The organism is Acinetobacter sp. 24-47-64, from assembly GCF_057737055.1.
In genome coordinates this window covers 2,247,902-2,263,984 of the sequence record NZ_CM173215.1, presented here as the reverse complement: position 1 = coordinate 2,263,984, position 16,083 = coordinate 2,247,902, and the positions used below count along the sequence as shown (strand labels likewise).

Here is a 16,083-nt window from a genome sequence, read left to right as displayed (position 1 = left end):
AAATGTCCCATTCATTGTCTATAACTTATTTGAGTAGATTAAGAAAATTTAAATAATGTTGTACGAGGATTTGTTCTTGTTCCAATATTGGTGTATGACCTACACCTTTTAAGATGATAGGCTCTTGAGCATTTTTCAGTAATCCTTTCAGTTCAGCTGCAGCTTCTACATTAATAATTTGATCACGATCTCCCCAAATGATGAGTGTTGGTTGATCGATTGAACGAGCAGCTAGCGCAAATGTTTCAGGTGTAAATGATTTGGACATGAGAATAAGTTGCTCAACGAGTTTCGTGTTATTCGTAACATTGGATATCATGAGCTTTTCTTGTTCGACTTTCAGTTCGTTCGGTATAAATGGAGGTTGCTGCGTAGCAATTTTAAATAATCGATCAAAATCTCCAGGTTTAGAAACGATAAAATTTTTGAGTAAGTTTGGGTCTTTTAAGTAAGGCGTATTGGCAGATTTAAATACACCTGCACTGTTAATGAGTAGTAATGATTTAGTATCGATTGGATACTGAGCTGCATAAAGTAATGCTACAGCACCGCCCATGGAGTGACCGGCAACATTTAGATTTTGATCAACATGAATGGCTTCGGCAAAGCGACGTAATTTTTCGGTTAGATTTGGAATTGAATAATCAAAATCTGCAGCTACTTTACTATCACCTTGTCCAGGTAAATCAGGGATAATGACGTGATAATGTGGTGTCAGATAGCGAGCGACTCGGTTCCAATTATCCCGACTGCCTGCAAGACCATGCACAAGCATAAGTACTGATTTGCCTTTGGTTCCACCTTCACTGTAAGCCCAATCGATGTCGGAGACTTTAATGCGCTTGGTATTCAGTCCAGCCCAAGCACGTTCTTGTTGTAAAATATTTTGTATATTTATACTGCTTGGCGCGGCTTGAGTCGTCGATGTAATAGAGATTGTACCGACTGCAATTGAAGCAGCAAGTAAGTGTGAAAATATCCTTTTCATTGTATTTCTCTGTGTATTGTTATTGTGCAAATTTAGATTAAGTGAGTCTGTTATGAAATGCATTTGCTCAAATCAATCATCCGATAAACTATAGGTCAATTATTGATGAATCGATCAGTATCAGCGGAAATGGCACAGTTGATCTTGGCCACAGTATCACAAATTCCTTATGGGAAAGTAGCCAGTTATGGTCAAATTGCTGCGATGTCAGGACTGCCTAAACATGCCCGTTTGGTTGGTCGTGTTTTGAATCAATTAGATGTGAGTAGCGACTTGCCTTGGCATCGTGTCATTAATGCACAAGGTAAAATTAGTCATCAGCGTTTGGATGATCAAGGTTTTAATTGCCAGGAAGCTAGATTGCTTGAAGAGGGGGTTGTGTTTAACAATGGCAAAATAGATTTCAAGGTTTTTGGATGGTTCGAGTAGCTCCGTATGACGATATACGGAGCTATCAGTTATTATTGCTTTACGACAAAAACAGGTACATTGACTTCAGTGATGAGGCTTTGTGCGACACTGCCCATAATTAATTTCTTGAATCCTGAGCGACCGTGCGAGCTGATAACAATCAGATCAATATTAAGCTCATCAATTGACTTCATTATGGTACGGTGAATACTTTCTCCTTCGAGTATTTTTGTCTCTACGTCTACTCCATATTCATTAAACTTTGCCTTAGCTTGAGCTAGGTTATCTTCAATAAATTTTCGTGCTCGTTCAATTAAAAGATTTGACTGCCCATCTGAGAGATATTCGGCTGCGATATAGGGATCGAGTGTCATCACTTGAACAACAGTAATTTTACTGTTAAATGCTTTAGCCAATTCAACAGCATGCTGAACGACGTTGAGTGCTACTTCTGAACCATCCACTGGAACAAGGATATGTTGATAACTCATGTTGTTCTCCTTTTTAACCGTTCTATTTAAAAGTGTATAAGTTCATCATAGACCTAAATTGTTCAAAATAAAACCAAGTGTAAAGCTATGGTTTTTTATATTAAGTTATTGTTTTTAATTTATTATCTGAAAATTTTAGAGATATAAGATGGTAACGAACTATGAAGAATGAAATTTGATTAACTGAATCATAAAAAGATCAATTTGAAAATATTGTGATGGGTAGAGATGTAATTAAGGGGGCGTAACATCTCTATAGAGTATGGAGTTGATGTTTAGAATTAAAAAAGTATTAGTCTTAATTTAGACTCCATATTCTAAAAAAACCAACTCCGATTGAGAGGTTTTTTTTATGGCTTAAATAATATTTGTGTAATAATTAACCTAATAATTAGATTTTAATAAGGCATTAAAAATATGGGGATATTTGAGATAAGAAGCAAAGATGAAGCTCGTCTGAAACATATGCTAAAGGAGTTGAGTGAGTTAAATGATTCTCTAGGGTCTAAATATTCATTACGTGCAGATTTAAGGGATTTAAATAATAGATCTTTTACAGTTGGTAAATTACTTCAAGATGAATTGGATAAAATTAGAAGCAATCAGCAGAGGTTGGCAGAAGCTTGTGATGAAACATTAAAAGTCAAAGAAAAAATACAAGCGTGTTTGGAAACTATAAAAGAAATAGAAGGAAAACTAGCAGTAGATGAGCAGGGTGTTTCTTCATACGATCGTATAGTGGAGTTAATATCTGATGAAAGCATCGAGGAGATTGAAAATTCTAAGCAGGAAATTCTAGATAAATATAATGAGTTATTTGAAGCAGATGAAAATCAAAAAGTACTAGTAGATCAACTTTCATCAAAAATAAAAGAAATAGAAGAAAAATATACTAATCTTTTTGAAGAGTACAATGCTGATGGAGAAAACTTATTTGAAGAAATGGAATCCAAAATAAAGAAATTGGAGGAAATGTGGGATGAATATTTTACTGAAGATGAAGATGGAGATATTAAAAGTAAATTAATTGATGATCGTTTGCAGAAAATAGATCAATTTTATTCAAGAGTCTATGGGGACACAGAAAAACAAATACCATCTTTAAAACAAGAATTAGATAATAGGTTGGAAAATTTAAAAGATATAGAAACTAGAGCTAAAGCTACGATTGATTTATCGAGCGAAGCAGGGTTGGCAGGTGGGTTTGTTGCCAAACGAAAAGAAGCAAATACAGCTCGTCTAATAAGTTTGGTTGTTTTTGTGGTAACGGTTTTATGTATGTTTGGCTTTAATCTTTGGCTTTTTGATGCTGATGATTTTAAAAATATGGAACTGCATACCTTGTTGTTTAAAGTAACTATTAATGCACCTCTGATATGGATTGCAACGATAGCGAATGTAAACTTAAATAGATTTTCTAGACTTGAGCAAGAGTATTCACATAAAGAGTCATTAGCTAAATCCTATGAGCGCTACAGAGCTGAAATTGAACAATTGGAACAACTTGGTGTCCAAGGAGCTGATGAACTGAAAATTAAATTGCTAGATACCAATCTAGAAGCATTTAAATTAAATCCTGTTTCACATACTCAACATGCAAGCAGATCATTTTCAATATTTAATTTTGGAAAAAAAGTAAATGATGGTTAATTAGTATGTTGAGTATAATAGTTAATTAACCTTGAAACATCATCCGTCTGCAACTGTTCACGCATTTTTAAAAACTGCTTTTCATCTAAGTCATATAGCTTAAGAGAAAGCAATTTTTTAATATCTTGTTCAGGGAAACGGTATTTAATAATTTTAGCAGGTACACCACCGACTACAGCATAAGGCGGTACATCTTTGGTCACGACTGCACCTGTAGCAACGACTGCACCTTCACCAAGTTTTACCCCTTGCATAATCATGGCACGACTACCAATCCAACAACCATCACCAATGATCGTGTCGCCAGCAGGCACAAAACTACGCGTATCAAAAGGAAATGCTGAAATCCAGTCGGTACGGTGTAACTGATTTCCACCCATCATGATGACACACTCAGCGCCAAAGCAGACAAAATTGCCAATATAAAGCTGATCGATGGGTTTTTCAGGTGTGGAAGGTTTGTCATGTAGGTAACGCACCACACAACGCTCAAAACCTTGATCCCAATAGGCTGAGTAATAACTATAATTGCCTTTGATATGGATATTCGGATTTTTTACCGTTTTAGAAATAAATTCGAACTCACACCAATGATTGACAGGCGAGTTGATCAACTTTTCAGACATGATGAAATAAAAGGAGAAGATTTTAGGGCATTATATACCAATTAAAACTTACATCCTGAATGAAAACTTTTATATTCATTGAGCATTAGAAGAACGGAAAAGCTATGTTTGTTGAAACAGAATTTAGAGAAGATAGACCTGAAGAAATATATAGAATAATAAAGGAGTATCCTCTTGCATCTTTGGTCGCACAGACCCAAACAGGGTTAATTGCTGAACATATCCCGCTCATATTAGTTGATGAACAAACATTGAGAGGACATGTTTCATTACAGAATGCACTATTCAATCATTCGATTTTGAATAACCAAATACTATGTATCTTTAAAGCAGAAGATGCTTATATTTCACCGAATTATTATCCTTCAAAATTTGAAGATCACAAAAAAGTACCTACTTGGAATTATCAAGTTGTACACATTAATGGTGAAATTCAGTTTTTTCATGATCAGAAAACTAAACTTGCAGTATTAGGTCAACTCACTCAACAACATGAACGTATCACGAATGGTAAAAATGCTTGGAAAATGGCAGATGCACCTAAAGATTACTTGATGGAAATGCTCAACCATTTGGTTGTATTTGAAATTAAAATTGAAAGAATCATCGCTAAATCAAAACTAAGTCAAAATAGAGAGGAAAAAGATTTTCGTAATGTTATTACGAAGATTCATGAAGCTGGAAAAGTGCATCTAGCAAAAACAATGAATCAATTAAAAAGAGTATAAAAAAACCCCTCATCAGAGGGGTTTATAGCCTAAAATATCAAGAATTAGAGATATTCTACGCTCACAATTTCGTATTCAACTTCACCTTGAGGTGTCGTAATTTTAACTTCATCGCCTTCATTTTTACCCAAAAGACCACGAGCGATAGGAGAATTCACAGATATTTTGTTAATTTTAAAATCTGCTTCGTCGTCACCAACAATTTGATACGTTTTACGTTCTTCAGTATCCAAATTTTCAATTGTGACAGTCACGCCAAAAACAACGCGTCCATTTTGCTCAAGTTCTTTAACGTCAATCACTTGTGCAGCACCCAATTTTCCTTCGATATCTTGGATACGGCCTTCACAGAAACCTTGTTGCTCACGTGCAGCGTGGTATTCCGCGTTTTCTTTGAGATCTCCGTGTTCACGCGCTTCAGCAATCGCTGCTGTAATACGAGGACGATCTACCGTTTTAAGTTGGTGTAATTCTTTCTCAAGCGCTTCTTTGCCTTGAGGTGTCATAGGATAACGTTGCATAGTTGTCCCTCAAAAAAGTAAGTATGAAAAATACTAAGTCTATAAATGAAAAAAAGCCCGCCACCAAGAGGTGGCGGGACTTCTTGGTAGTGTATTAACCTACTGTTTGTAAGTCTTGCAAACGATATACATCCATTGGCAATTTGATTGCTAAAGCTTGGCAAACTGCATCTGCACCATTAAGGGTAGTCGTATGATAGACCTTACCTTGAAGTGCAGAACGGCGGATTGAGAACGAATCCTGCTGAGCTTGTTTACCTTCTGTTGTATTGATAATGAGGTGTATTTCGCCATTTTTCAAGCGGTCCACAATATTTGGACGACCTTCAGTCACTTTATTTACACGTTCACATTCAATACCAGCCGCTTTGATGACATCGTAAGTGCCACCAGTAGCAAGTATTTTGAAGCCAAAGTCAGCAAGTTGTTTTGCAATACCAGCTGCACGCGGTTTATCAGAATCACGTACAGAGATGAACGCATGTTTAACTTCACCTTCCGTTGGAAGACCTGGTAAACGCTCATTTGCACCTAATACAGCTTTATAGAACGCTTCACCAAATGTTTTACCAACACCCATTACTTCACCTGTAGATTTCATCTCAGGCCCAAGGATTGGATCAACACCAGGGAACTTGTTGAATGGGAACACTGCTTCTTTAACAGAGAAGTGCTCAGGGATAATCTCTGTAGTGAATCCTTGAGATTCTAAAGATTGACCCGCCATACAACGTGCAGCGACTTTCGCTAAAGACTCACCGATACACTTAGATACAAATGGAACTGTACGTGATGCACGTGGGTTCACTTCTAAGATGTAAACGTCTTCGCCTTTAACAGCAAACTGTACGTTCATTAAACCAACAACACCAAGCTCTTTCGCCATCGCGATAGTTTGACGGCGCATTTCGTCCTGAATCTCTTTAGAAAGAGAGTAAGGAGGGATCGAACATGCAGAGTCACCTGAGTGGATACCTGCTTGTTCGATGTGCTGCATGATACCGCCGATCACCACGTCTTTACCGTCAGATACGCAGTCTACGTCAACTTCGATCGCGTCGTCTAGGAAGCGGTCAAGAAGAACAGGGGCATCGTTAGAAGCTTGAACAGCATCACGTAAATAGCGACGTAACTCTTCATCGTTGTATACGATTTCCATCGCGCGACCACCAAGTACATATGATGGACGTACTACAAGTGGATAGCCAACTTTCGCTGCTTCAGCCATACCTTCTTCAGCAGATTTTACAATGCTGTTGTTTGGTTGACGAAGTTGCAGACGTTGAATCATTTGTTGGAAACGTTCACGGTCTTCTGCACGGTCAATCGCATCAGGAGATGTACCAATAATTGGTGCACCAGCTTCTTCTAAAGCACGAGCCAATTTAAGTGGTGTTTGACCACCGTACTGTACGATGATGCCTTTTGGCTTCTCAATACGTACGATTTCTAACACATCTTCAAGTGTAATTGGTTCGAAGTACAGGCGATCAGATGTGTCATAGTCAGTAGAAACCGTTTCTGGGTTACAGTTCACCATGATTGTTTCATAACCGTCTTCACGCATTGCAAGCGCCGCGTGTACACAGCAGTAATCGAATTCGATACCTTGACCAATACGGTTAGGACCACCACCGATGACCATGATCTTGTCTTTGGTAGACGGATTAGATTCACACTCTTCATCGTAAGTTGAATACATATAGGCTGTGTCTGATTCAAACTCAGCAGCACATGTATCTACACGTTTGTAAACTGGCGTTACGCCCAAGTTCCAACGGTGTTTACGGAATTGTTTTTGTGAAATACCCATCAAGTTCGCAATACGAAGGTCAGATAAACCTTTACGTTTAAATGAACGGATGTTGTCCGCATTTAGATCGCCAAAACCTAAAGTTTTGATTTGGTTTTCTGTTTTGATGATGTCTTCGATTTGGATCAAGAACCATTTGTCGATCTTAGTCGCTTGGAATACATCTTCTAATGTAAAGCCGTGACGGAATGCATCAGCAACATACCAAATACGCTCAGGACCCGGAACACGAAGTTCTTGTAAGATTTTCTCACGCGCGCCTTCAGCACCCACTTCGATTTTTTCATCAAAGCCAGTTGCACCCACTTCAAGACCACGAAGTGCTTTGTTCATAGACTCTTGGAAGTTACGACCAATCGCCATCACTTCACCAACAGATTTCATCTGTGTGGTTAAAGTTGCGTCAGCTTGTGGGAATTTCTCAAAGTTGAAACGTGGAACTTTAGTTACAACGTAGTCAATCGCAGGTTCGAAAGATGCTGGAGTTGTACCGCCAGTGATGTCGTTTTTAAGCTCATCAAGGGTATAACCAACCGCTAATTTCGCAGCGATTTTCGCAATAGGGAAACCAGTTGCTTTTGAAGCCAATGCAGAAGAACGAGATACACGTGGGTTCATCTCGATCACAACCATACGGCCAGTATTTGGACAAATACCAAACTGTACGTTAGAACCACCTGTTTCTACACCAATCTCACGTAACACTGCTAAAGATGCATTACGCATTAACTGATATTCTTTATCTGTTAATGTTTGTGCAGGTGCAACAGTGATTGAGTCACCTGTGTGTACGCCCATTGGGTCAAAGTTTTCAATCGAACAGACGATGATACAGTTGTCGTTTTTGTCACGAACAACTTCCATCTCATATTCTTTCCAACCAATTAAAGATTCATCGATCAATAATTGTTTGGTCGGAGAAAGATCGAAACCGCGTTCACAGATTTCAAGGAATTCTTCTTTGTTGTATGCGATACCACCGCCTGAACCACCCATGGTGAATGATGGACGGATAATCACTGGGAAGCCGAAACGTGCTTGAATTTCTAGAGCTTCTTCCATCGATTCAGCGATTGCTGCTTTTGGACATTCAAGACCAATTTTACGCATTGCTTGGTCGAAAAGTTTACGGTCTTCCGCTTTTTCGATCGCTTCTTTCGTTGCACCAATCAATTCAACATTGAATTTTTCTAAAATGCCATGCTCATCAAGGGCAAGGGCACAGTTCAATGCAGTTTGACCACCCATTGTTGGAAGAACTGCGTCTGGGCGTTCTTTCTCAATGATCGCTGCAACAGTTTGCCAAGTGATTGGCTCGATATACGTTGCATCTGCCATTGCAGGGTCAGTCATGATCGTTGCAGGGTTAGAGTTTACCAGAATTACACGGTAACCTTCTTCACGTAATGCTTTACATGCTTGTGCGCCTGAGTAGTCAAACTCACACGCCTGACCGATAACAATTGGACCAGCACCAATAATTAAGATGCTTTTAATATCCGTACGCTTTGGCATTATTTGCTCCTCAATTACTTCTTAGATGCTTCAATAAGTTCGATGAAATGATCGAACAAAGGTGCGCAGTCATGTGGACCTGGGCTTGCTTCTGGGTGACCTTGGAAACTAAACGCAGGCTTATCTGTACGATGAATCCCTTGAAGAGTTTGATCGAATAATGATTTGTGCGTCGCTTTAAGGTTTGCAGGTAAAGTTTCTGCATCCACTGCGAAGCCATGGTTTTGAGAAGTAATCATCACTGTACCATCTTCGATGTTTTGTACAGGATGGTTAGCACCATGGTGACCATGAGGCATTTTCACCGTTTTAGCGCCAGAAGCGAGAGCAAGAATTTGGTGACCCAAACAAATACCAAATACAGGTACGTTACGAGCATCTTCAACAATTGTTTTTACAGCTTCAATTGCATAGTCACATGCTGCAGGATCGCCAGGACCATTCGATAAGAATACGCCATCTGGATTTAGAGCAAGAACTTTTTCAGCAGGAGTTTGTGCAGGCACAACAGTTAATTTACAACCGCGGTCTGCGAGCATACGTAAGATGTTGGTTTTGACACCGTAATCATATGCGACAACATGAAATTTTGCTTCTGGTTGGGAGAAACCTTGACCTAATTTCCAAGAACCTTCAGTCCATTCGAAACCGTTTGGATCACAGCATTCTTTCGCAAGGTCTAAACCATTCAGACCGCCGAATGCACGAGCTTTTTCTAAAGCTTCTTCTTCTGTAATATTTTCACCAGCTAAGATACAACCGTTTTGTGCACCTTTAGCACGTAAAATACGTGTCAGTTTACGTGTATCAATGTCAGCGATAGCGACAACATTGTGAGATTTTAAGTATTCGCCTAAAGATTGCGTAGATCGGAAGTTGCTGTGCAATAAAGGTAGGTCACGAATGATCAATCCGTTTGCCCATACTTTATGAATTCGACCTGACTCAGCGTCTTCATCATTACAACCTGTGTTACCAATGTGTGGATAGGTAAGCGTAACAAGCTGTTGTGCATAACTTGGGTCAGTCAAAATTTCTTGATAGCCAGTCATGGCAGTGTTGAAAACGACTTCACCAGTCGTACTACCCGATGCACCGATTGACGTTCCTTTAAAGATCGTACCATCGGCAAGGGCTAAAATTGCTGGGGTGCTCAAACCAAAGCTCCTGAAATTTAGGCTGTAAAAAAGCGAGTAGACGAAAAAAAAGGAAGGCTACTTTAAAACCCACCCTCCTTACATCTGCTCGCTTGAACTTAACACGGCATTATACGCAAACACCTTGATAAAGTCCACGTAAATAAACCTGAATTCGTCAGATATATACCTTGTAATTTGTTTAAAAGTCTGCTTTTTAAACTTTGGACAAAAGTCTAAGAATGTAAGAATTATTTAATAATTCAAAAGTTAAGTTTTATCACGATGTATCAAAATTTATGTAGACTTACAATTAATAAGCTAAGTTTATGAAACAGAATAACAAAGCTTCCAAAAAGCTGATTTGTTAAATAGAACAAATGTTGAAGTTGCTCCAAATGCTTCCTAAAAGTTCGAAAAAAGTACTGATTAGGTCAATTTACCAGTATTTTAGAAAGGACTGATTAAATATGGAAAATAGAGGTAAATATTGAATTGCTTGTTAAAAGCGTTGGTTCAATTATTCAAAGATGAAATTGGTAGTTAGCATGCTGGGTTTTAAAAATTAAACCGAGATCGAATTTAAAGAGATTTGACGCTACTTCGGTGTTTGTGAAGAAATATTTAAGAGCAGATTTGGCTGTTCAAGTGATTAAGGACAATTTTGAAATTAGAAATGAATAACAGGAATTACAAATATAACTAGATATAACACGTTGAGATCAGCTGTATAAAACTTAACTCTAAAAGAGGTCGGAAGAGTCTACAACTATAGAACTTAAATATTGGGGTAAAAAAATAGTGAGATTAAATCTCACTATTTTTTTTAAAACTGATGCAACCAATCGCGCTTGTTATGGAAGTCAGCTTCAGGACTACTATGCTGCATCGCATAATAATGTTTAGCTTGCGATGTGTTTAATACAGCGGATAAGCCAATAAAAATATCCTGCCATTTCAATTTATGTTTTAACATAAACTCCGTTAGATCAAGGCTCACATTTAAACCATAGTGCGTCTTTTTGAGTGAATTCAGTTCTATGTCATAAGCTGCTTGAGGTGGCATATCTTCAGGGTAACGATACTCTTCAAATTGATACGCTTGCCAAGCTTGAGAAGGGGAGAGATTGACTTCACGATAAAAGTCCTGATCTTTCACCCCAATGAAAATTTCAAAGCAGGTTTCTTCCCAAAGAAAATCTCGTCGTGGATGACCAGCTACAATTTCCGGATAAACTAAGTATTGATTTGGGTCACGTAACCAATAGCCCACATTTAGTGTGTATGGACTCGCTTGTTCAATTGCACCAACCAAGGAGATATCAAAGTAACGGTCAAAAGAATTTAGTTCGTAACTTGCCATTCAATGCAACTCAAATTAATTAGAAAGATGTGCGTGGCGAACAAGATTCGAAAGTTTAGGATTTTGTTTTGCCGCTTTCTTATATAAAAGTGCAATCTTTCCAATGGTTTGAACAACCTCTGCACCAGTGACTTCGGCGATTTCAGTAATGACTGCTGCACGAGCATCACGATCTTCACCGCCAATTTTTACTTTAATTAACTCATGATCATTTAAAGCACGTTGAGTTTCTTCAATGACATTTTCAGTTAAACCTTGACCACCTAACATTACCACTGGGTTAAGTGCATGTCCGATTTGACGCAAACGTTTGCGTTCCTGAATTGATAAAGCCGCCATAAAGATAACCTAATTTTAAAAACGACTTAGTATAGCAAATCAAGAGATCAAACGCTTATGTTTCTCAGAAATAATCGATCAACTTAAATCAAAAAAACATAAACGATAATCTTGAATTAGATACAGATGAATACTGCAAGGGGGATAAAATTCACGTACAATAAAAAGTTAGAAGATTACGTGTATTTAAAGAGTTATGGCAACACGCATTACCAATCAGAAGTTATCCAAAAGTAGTCGTGCGTGGATGAGAGAGCATTTAGATGACCCGTTTGTGAAAAAAGCACAAAAGGAAGGTTATCGTGCGCGTGCTGCATATAAATTGCTTGAAATCCAAGAGAAATACAAAATCATTAAACCTGGTATGACTGTCGTGGACCTTGGTGCTGCACCTGGTAGTTGGTCCCAAATCGCCGGAAAATTAGTGGGTGATAAAGGTTTAGTGATTGCATCAGATATTTTGGAAATGGATGCACTTCCAGATGTGACGTTCCTGCAAGGAGACTTTCGAGAAGAGGAAGTTTTCGAAAAATTGTTAAATATTTTAAATGGACGAACTGTAGACGTTGTAATTTCAGATATGGCCCCCAATACATCAGGTAATAAGGCCGTTGATCAACCTCGACAAATTTATTTGTGTGAACTTGCATTAGACTTTGCCAATAAAGTTTTAGGTCCGAAAGGACAGTTTGTTGTCAAAGTTTTCCAAGGAACTGGTTTTGACGAATTCCGTAAGGAAGTTGTAGACAGTTTTGAAGTATTAAAAACTGCAAAGCCTGCTGCCTCGCGTGCTCGTTCGAAGGAAGTTTTTTTAATTGGACAGGGCCGTAAAAAGAAATCGCAATAAAGTGACTTGCCAAGTCGCTAAAAAATGTGCATTTTGTACCTTTTGAATATTTTATTGCGAAATTGATTTACTCGCTTTTTGTTAAAGGTCACCCAATTTTGGGCATGATCAAATTAGATTGATATGGGAATAAAGCTTTGAGCGATCTCTTTAAGAATGCCGTTTTATGGCTTGTTATACTTGGTGTGCTGATATTAATTTTCAGCAACATTAGTGACCGTGATAAGCCTGCTGCATTGAACTATTCAGAATTTGTTGCAGCGGTTAATGCTGGTCAAATTAAACAAGTTACCATTGACGGTGAACGAATTAGTGGCGAAAAAGTAAATGGTTCTCCATTTGAGAGTATTCGTCCTGCGGTTCAAGATCCTGAGTTAATGCCGAATCTCATCAAAAATAATGTCGTTGTTGAGGGCACTGCTCCGCAACGTCAAGGTTTATTGATGCAGCTTTTGATCGCAAGCTTTCCAGTACTTTTAATCATTTTGTTATTCATGTTCTTTATGCGCAACATGGGTGGCGGTGCTGGTGGTAAAAACGGCCCGATGAGTTTTGGTAAGTCAAAAGCAAAAATGCTTTCAGAAGACCAAATCAAAGTCACTTTCACAGATGTTGCGGGTTGTGACGAAGCGAAACAAGAAGTCGTTGAAATTGTTGATTTCTTGAAAGATCCAACAAAGTTTAAGCGTCTTGGTGCGAGCATTCCTCGCGGTGTCCTGATGGTAGGTCCACCGGGTACAGGTAAAACTTTACTTGCGAAAGCGATTGCTGGAGAGGCTAAGGTTCCATTCTTTAGTATCTCAGGTTCAGACTTCGTAGAAATGTTCGTTGGTGTTGGTGCATCACGTGTACGTGATATGTTTGAGCAAGCGAAACGCCATGCGCCGTGTATCATTTTCATTGATGAAATTGATGCGGTAGGTCGTCATCGTGGTTCAGGTACTGGCGGTGGTCATGATGAGCGTGAACAAACCTTGAACCAGATGTTGGTAGAAATGGATGGTTTCGAAGGTAATGAAGGTATCATCGTTATTGCTGCGACTAACCGTGCTGACGTGCTAGATAAAGCTTTACTTCGTCCGGGACGTTTCGACCGTCAAGTGATGGTTGGACTTCCAGATATTAAAGGTCGTGAGCAAATCCTGAATGTGCATTTGAAAAAATTACCTTCAGTGACTGGTGTGGATGTCAAAGTATTGGCACGTGGTACTCCAGGGTTCTCTGGTGCGCAATTGGCAAACTTAGTCAATGAAGCTGCGTTATTTGCTGCACGTCGTAATAAAAATACGGTCGATATGCATGACTTTGAAGATGCAAAAGATAAGCTTTATATGGGGCCAGAGCGTAAATCAATGGTTCTTCGTGAAGAAGAGCGTCGCGCAACGGCTTATCATGAAGCAGGTCATGCGATTGTAGCTGAAATGCTTCCAGGCACAGACCCAGTACATAAAGTCACGATCATGCCACGTGGTTGGGCATTAGGTGTAACTTGGCAGCTTCCAGAGTTTGATCAAACCAGTCATTACAAAGACAAAATGTTGAATGAGCTTTCTATTCTGTTTGGTGGTCGTATTGCAGAAGAAATTTTCATTAATCAGATGTCGACTGGGGCTTCTAACGACTTTGAACGTGCAACAAAAATGGCGCGTGCAATGGTGACTAAGTACGGTATGTCTGACAAGATGGGTGTCATGGTTTATGAAGAAGATGCTCAACAGTCATTTATGGGTAGTCTAGGTGGTCGTACTATTTCTGAAACGACTCAACTTGAAGTTGATCGTGAAATTCGCCGTATCCTAGATGAGCAGTACAAAGTTGCACGTGATATCTTAGAAAATAATAAAGATATTGCCCATGCGATGGTAAAAGCTTTGCTTGAGTGGGAAACGATTGATCGTGATCAAATCCGTGACATTATGGAAGGTCGTGAACCTCAACCACCTAAGGTATATGTGGCTGAGAATCCAATCGTAGATGTAACCCCTACAGATGGTCCTTCAACGCCTCCACCGTTGCCTGCAAGCTAAAATGAAGGAGCCTCTTATGAGGCTCTTTTTTTTTGTGTTGAAATTATCCCTCATGTTTAAATTTTACTTGATATCATGTGAATGGATTTTCTAGGGACATCAATATGCAACTTATCTCTTTACCTAATCAGATTCTTAAATGTGGTGCATTGGAACTTGATTTGTCAAAGCCTCATGTAATGGGTGTGTTAAATGTAACGCCAGATTCGTTTAGTGATGGTGGTAAACACAATAGTGTAGAGGCGGCACTAGAGAGAGCAAAGCAAATGATTGCTGAAGGGGCGAGTGTTATTGATGTAGGTGGTGAGTCAACTCGCCCTGGCGCATCTGCTGTTGATGTTCAGGATGAAGTAGATCGTGTAGTTCCGGTCGTTGAAGCGTTGTCAAAATTGAATGTAGTGATCTCAATCGACACTTCCCAACCAGAAGTGATTAAAAAGGCGGTTAAAGCTGGAGCGCATATTTGGAATGATGTCAGAGCATTAACAAAGCCACATGCTTTAGAAACAGCTGCGGAATTAGATATTCCAGTCATTATCATGCATATGCGTGGTGAGCCAACCACAATGAACCAGTTGGATCAATATGATGATATTACTTTAGATGTGATTTCAGAATTGCAAACTCGATTAGATGCAGCATTAAATGCGGGAATTAAACCTGAAAATATCATGATTGATCCGGGTTTCGGATTTGCAAAAAATGCACATCAAAACCTGAAATTATTAAAAGAGTTGTATAAATTAAATGAGTTGGGATATCCAATACTTTCTGCATTATCTCGTAAGCGATTTATTGGTGAAGCTTTAGGTGGTGTACCTGCCCATGAACGTGCAGTGGGTTCGGTGACGGGGCATCTGTTAAGCATACAGCAAGGAGCATGTATGGTCAGAGCACATGATGTAAAAGAAATGGTGCAAGCTATTCAAATTTGGGCAGCAATGAATAGTGTTAGTTAAATTAAAGGCAGATTTAAGACGGTTAAAATCATCAATGAAAATATTAGCTTAGTTATACTTTGATCAAAAGTGAGATTTACTCCTCGTTTTTATTGTTGGTTTAATGTCTAGCTTGTGTTATATAAGCTCGGTTTTTGTTAATGCTATTACTTGAGCTTTAATATGTTGAATGATGTACTTCTCCCGATGTTCGACGATGAATATTATCCTGATATTCTCGTGGCTGAAATTCAGCAACTCATTGAAAAATTCTCAAAGAAGGTATCTAAGGTGAATTCCGATGCTGAGATTTATCAAATCGCCAATCATATTGTGGCGGAAATTAATGAGATGAAACCTCAGTTCGAAGATCTTGATTCTTCTCTTGATGATGCAGCAGCAGACTATATTGCTGAGGCAATGATGATGGTCGTTCAGGAAGAGGGATTCTTAGATATCGAAATGGAAGAACTTGTTTCAAATAGAGAGTGGTAAATCGCTCTCTATTTTTTTGTGTTGTTATTGTTGTGGCTAAACGCTAGGCATAAAAAAACCAGCTTACGCTGGGTTCTTTATTTACACCATTATTCTCTATCAGAAGAATGGTGCCCGAGGCCAGACTCGAACTGGCACGCTTTGAGGGCGGGGGATTTTAAATCCCCTGTGTCTACCGATTTCACCACTCGGGCA

15 protein-coding genes and 1 tRNA gene are annotated in these 16,083 nt (G+C 38.9%); 7 read left to right on the top strand and 9 right to left on the bottom strand.

From position 1 onward, the window contains the following. Positions 1–25: 25 nt before the first annotated feature. Positions 26–988: an alpha/beta fold hydrolase gene (locus AC1M85_RS10820; protein WP_488213062.1), complete on the bottom strand. Its 963-nt coding sequence runs from the start codon at positions 986–988 to the stop codon at positions 26–28. A 105-nt stretch (positions 989–1,093) separates the two neighbouring features. On the opposite strand from AC1M85_RS10820, the gene AC1M85_RS10815 reads away from it, so the two are divergent. Then, complete coding sequence (locus tag AC1M85_RS10815; protein WP_488213061.1) at positions 1,094–1,417, top strand: MGMT family protein; 324 nt, start codon at positions 1,094–1,096, stop codon at positions 1,415–1,417. 32 nt (positions 1,418–1,449) lie between these two features. Here AC1M85_RS10815 and AC1M85_RS10810 read toward each other — a convergent pair whose 3' ends face one another. Continuing rightward, entirely contained in the window at positions 1,450–1,890 is a 441-nt protein-coding gene (locus AC1M85_RS10810; protein WP_488213060.1) for a universal stress protein, read from the bottom strand. 417 nt (positions 1,891–2,307) lie between these two features. On the opposite strand from AC1M85_RS10810, the gene AC1M85_RS10805 reads away from it, so the two are divergent. Continuing rightward, positions 2,308–3,540: a hypothetical protein gene (locus AC1M85_RS10805; RefSeq protein ID WP_481951774.1), complete on the top strand. Its 1,233-nt coding sequence runs from the start codon at positions 2,308–2,310 to the stop codon at positions 3,538–3,540. Here AC1M85_RS10805 and AC1M85_RS10800 read toward each other — a convergent pair. Next, positions 3,537–4,166, bottom strand: coding sequence for a CatB-related O-acetyltransferase (locus AC1M85_RS10800; RefSeq protein WP_488213059.1), 630 nt, complete (start codon positions 4,164–4,166; stop codon positions 3,537–3,539). The genes AC1M85_RS10805 and AC1M85_RS10800 overlap by 4 nt on opposite strands. A gap of 104 nt (positions 4,167–4,270) precedes the next feature. Here AC1M85_RS10800 and AC1M85_RS10795 point away from each other — a divergent pair, with 104 nt between their 5' ends. Then, positions 4,271–4,894: an FMN-binding negative transcriptional regulator gene (locus tag AC1M85_RS10795; RefSeq protein WP_092765925.1), complete on the top strand. Its 624-nt coding sequence runs from the start codon at positions 4,271–4,273 to the stop codon at positions 4,892–4,894. Positions 4,895–4,938: 44 nt separating this feature from the next. Here AC1M85_RS10795 and greA read toward each other — a convergent pair whose 3' ends face one another. The 5 genes from greA to yhbY form a co-directional block, all read right to left on the bottom strand. Continuing rightward, on the bottom strand, positions 4,939–5,415 hold the full coding sequence (gene greA, locus AC1M85_RS10790) for a transcription elongation factor GreA (RefSeq protein ID WP_035266896.1): 477 nt from the start codon (positions 5,413–5,415) through the stop codon (positions 4,939–4,941). A gap of 94 nt (positions 5,416–5,509) precedes the next feature. Further along, positions 5,510–8,743 (bottom strand): carbamoyl-phosphate synthase large subunit, encoded by a 3,234-nt coding sequence (carB, locus tag AC1M85_RS10785; protein ID WP_488213058.1) that lies wholly within the window; start codon positions 8,741–8,743, stop codon positions 5,510–5,512. 14 nt (positions 8,744–8,757) lie between these two features. Then, positions 8,758–9,900: a glutamine-hydrolyzing carbamoyl-phosphate synthase small subunit gene (gene carA / locus AC1M85_RS10780; protein ID WP_035266900.1), complete on the bottom strand. Its 1,143-nt coding sequence runs from the start codon at positions 9,898–9,900 to the stop codon at positions 8,758–8,760. Between the two features lie 805 nt (positions 9,901–10,705). Next, on the bottom strand, positions 10,706–11,242 hold the full coding sequence (locus AC1M85_RS10775) for a DOMON-like domain-containing protein (RefSeq protein ID WP_180028122.1): 537 nt from the start codon (positions 11,240–11,242) through the stop codon (positions 10,706–10,708). Between the two features lie 15 nt (positions 11,243–11,257). After that, positions 11,258–11,581, bottom strand: a complete 324-nt coding sequence (yhbY, locus tag AC1M85_RS10770; RefSeq protein ID WP_035266903.1) for a ribosome assembly RNA-binding protein YhbY — start codon at positions 11,579–11,581, stop codon at positions 11,258–11,260. A gap of 196 nt (positions 11,582–11,777) precedes the next feature. Here yhbY and rlmE point away from each other — a divergent pair, with 196 nt between their 5' ends. The 4 genes from rlmE to AC1M85_RS10750 all read left to right on the top strand — a co-directional run bounded on the left by rlmE (position 11,778) and on the right by AC1M85_RS10750 (position 15,888). Further along, entirely contained in the window at positions 11,778–12,428 is a 651-nt protein-coding gene (gene rlmE / locus AC1M85_RS10765; RefSeq protein ID WP_035266905.1) for a 23S rRNA (uridine(2552)-2'-O)-methyltransferase RlmE, read from the top strand. Between the two features lie 137 nt (positions 12,429–12,565). Then, entirely contained in the window at positions 12,566–14,455 is a 1,890-nt protein-coding gene (ftsH, locus tag AC1M85_RS10760) for an ATP-dependent zinc metalloprotease FtsH (protein WP_035266907.1), read from the top strand. A 104-nt stretch (positions 14,456–14,559) separates the two neighbouring features. After that, on the top strand, positions 14,560–15,414 hold the full coding sequence (folP, locus tag AC1M85_RS10755; RefSeq protein WP_488213057.1) for a dihydropteroate synthase: 855 nt from the start codon (positions 14,560–14,562) through the stop codon (positions 15,412–15,414). A gap of 162 nt (positions 15,415–15,576) precedes the next feature. Further along, positions 15,577–15,888, top strand: coding sequence for a DUF5713 family protein (locus tag AC1M85_RS10750; protein WP_488213056.1), 312 nt, complete (start codon positions 15,577–15,579; stop codon positions 15,886–15,888). Between the two features lie 108 nt (positions 15,889–15,996). Here AC1M85_RS10750 and AC1M85_RS10745 read toward each other — a convergent pair. After that, positions 15,997–16,082 (bottom strand) — tRNA-Leu (locus tag AC1M85_RS10745). Position 16,083: the final 1 nt, after the last annotated feature.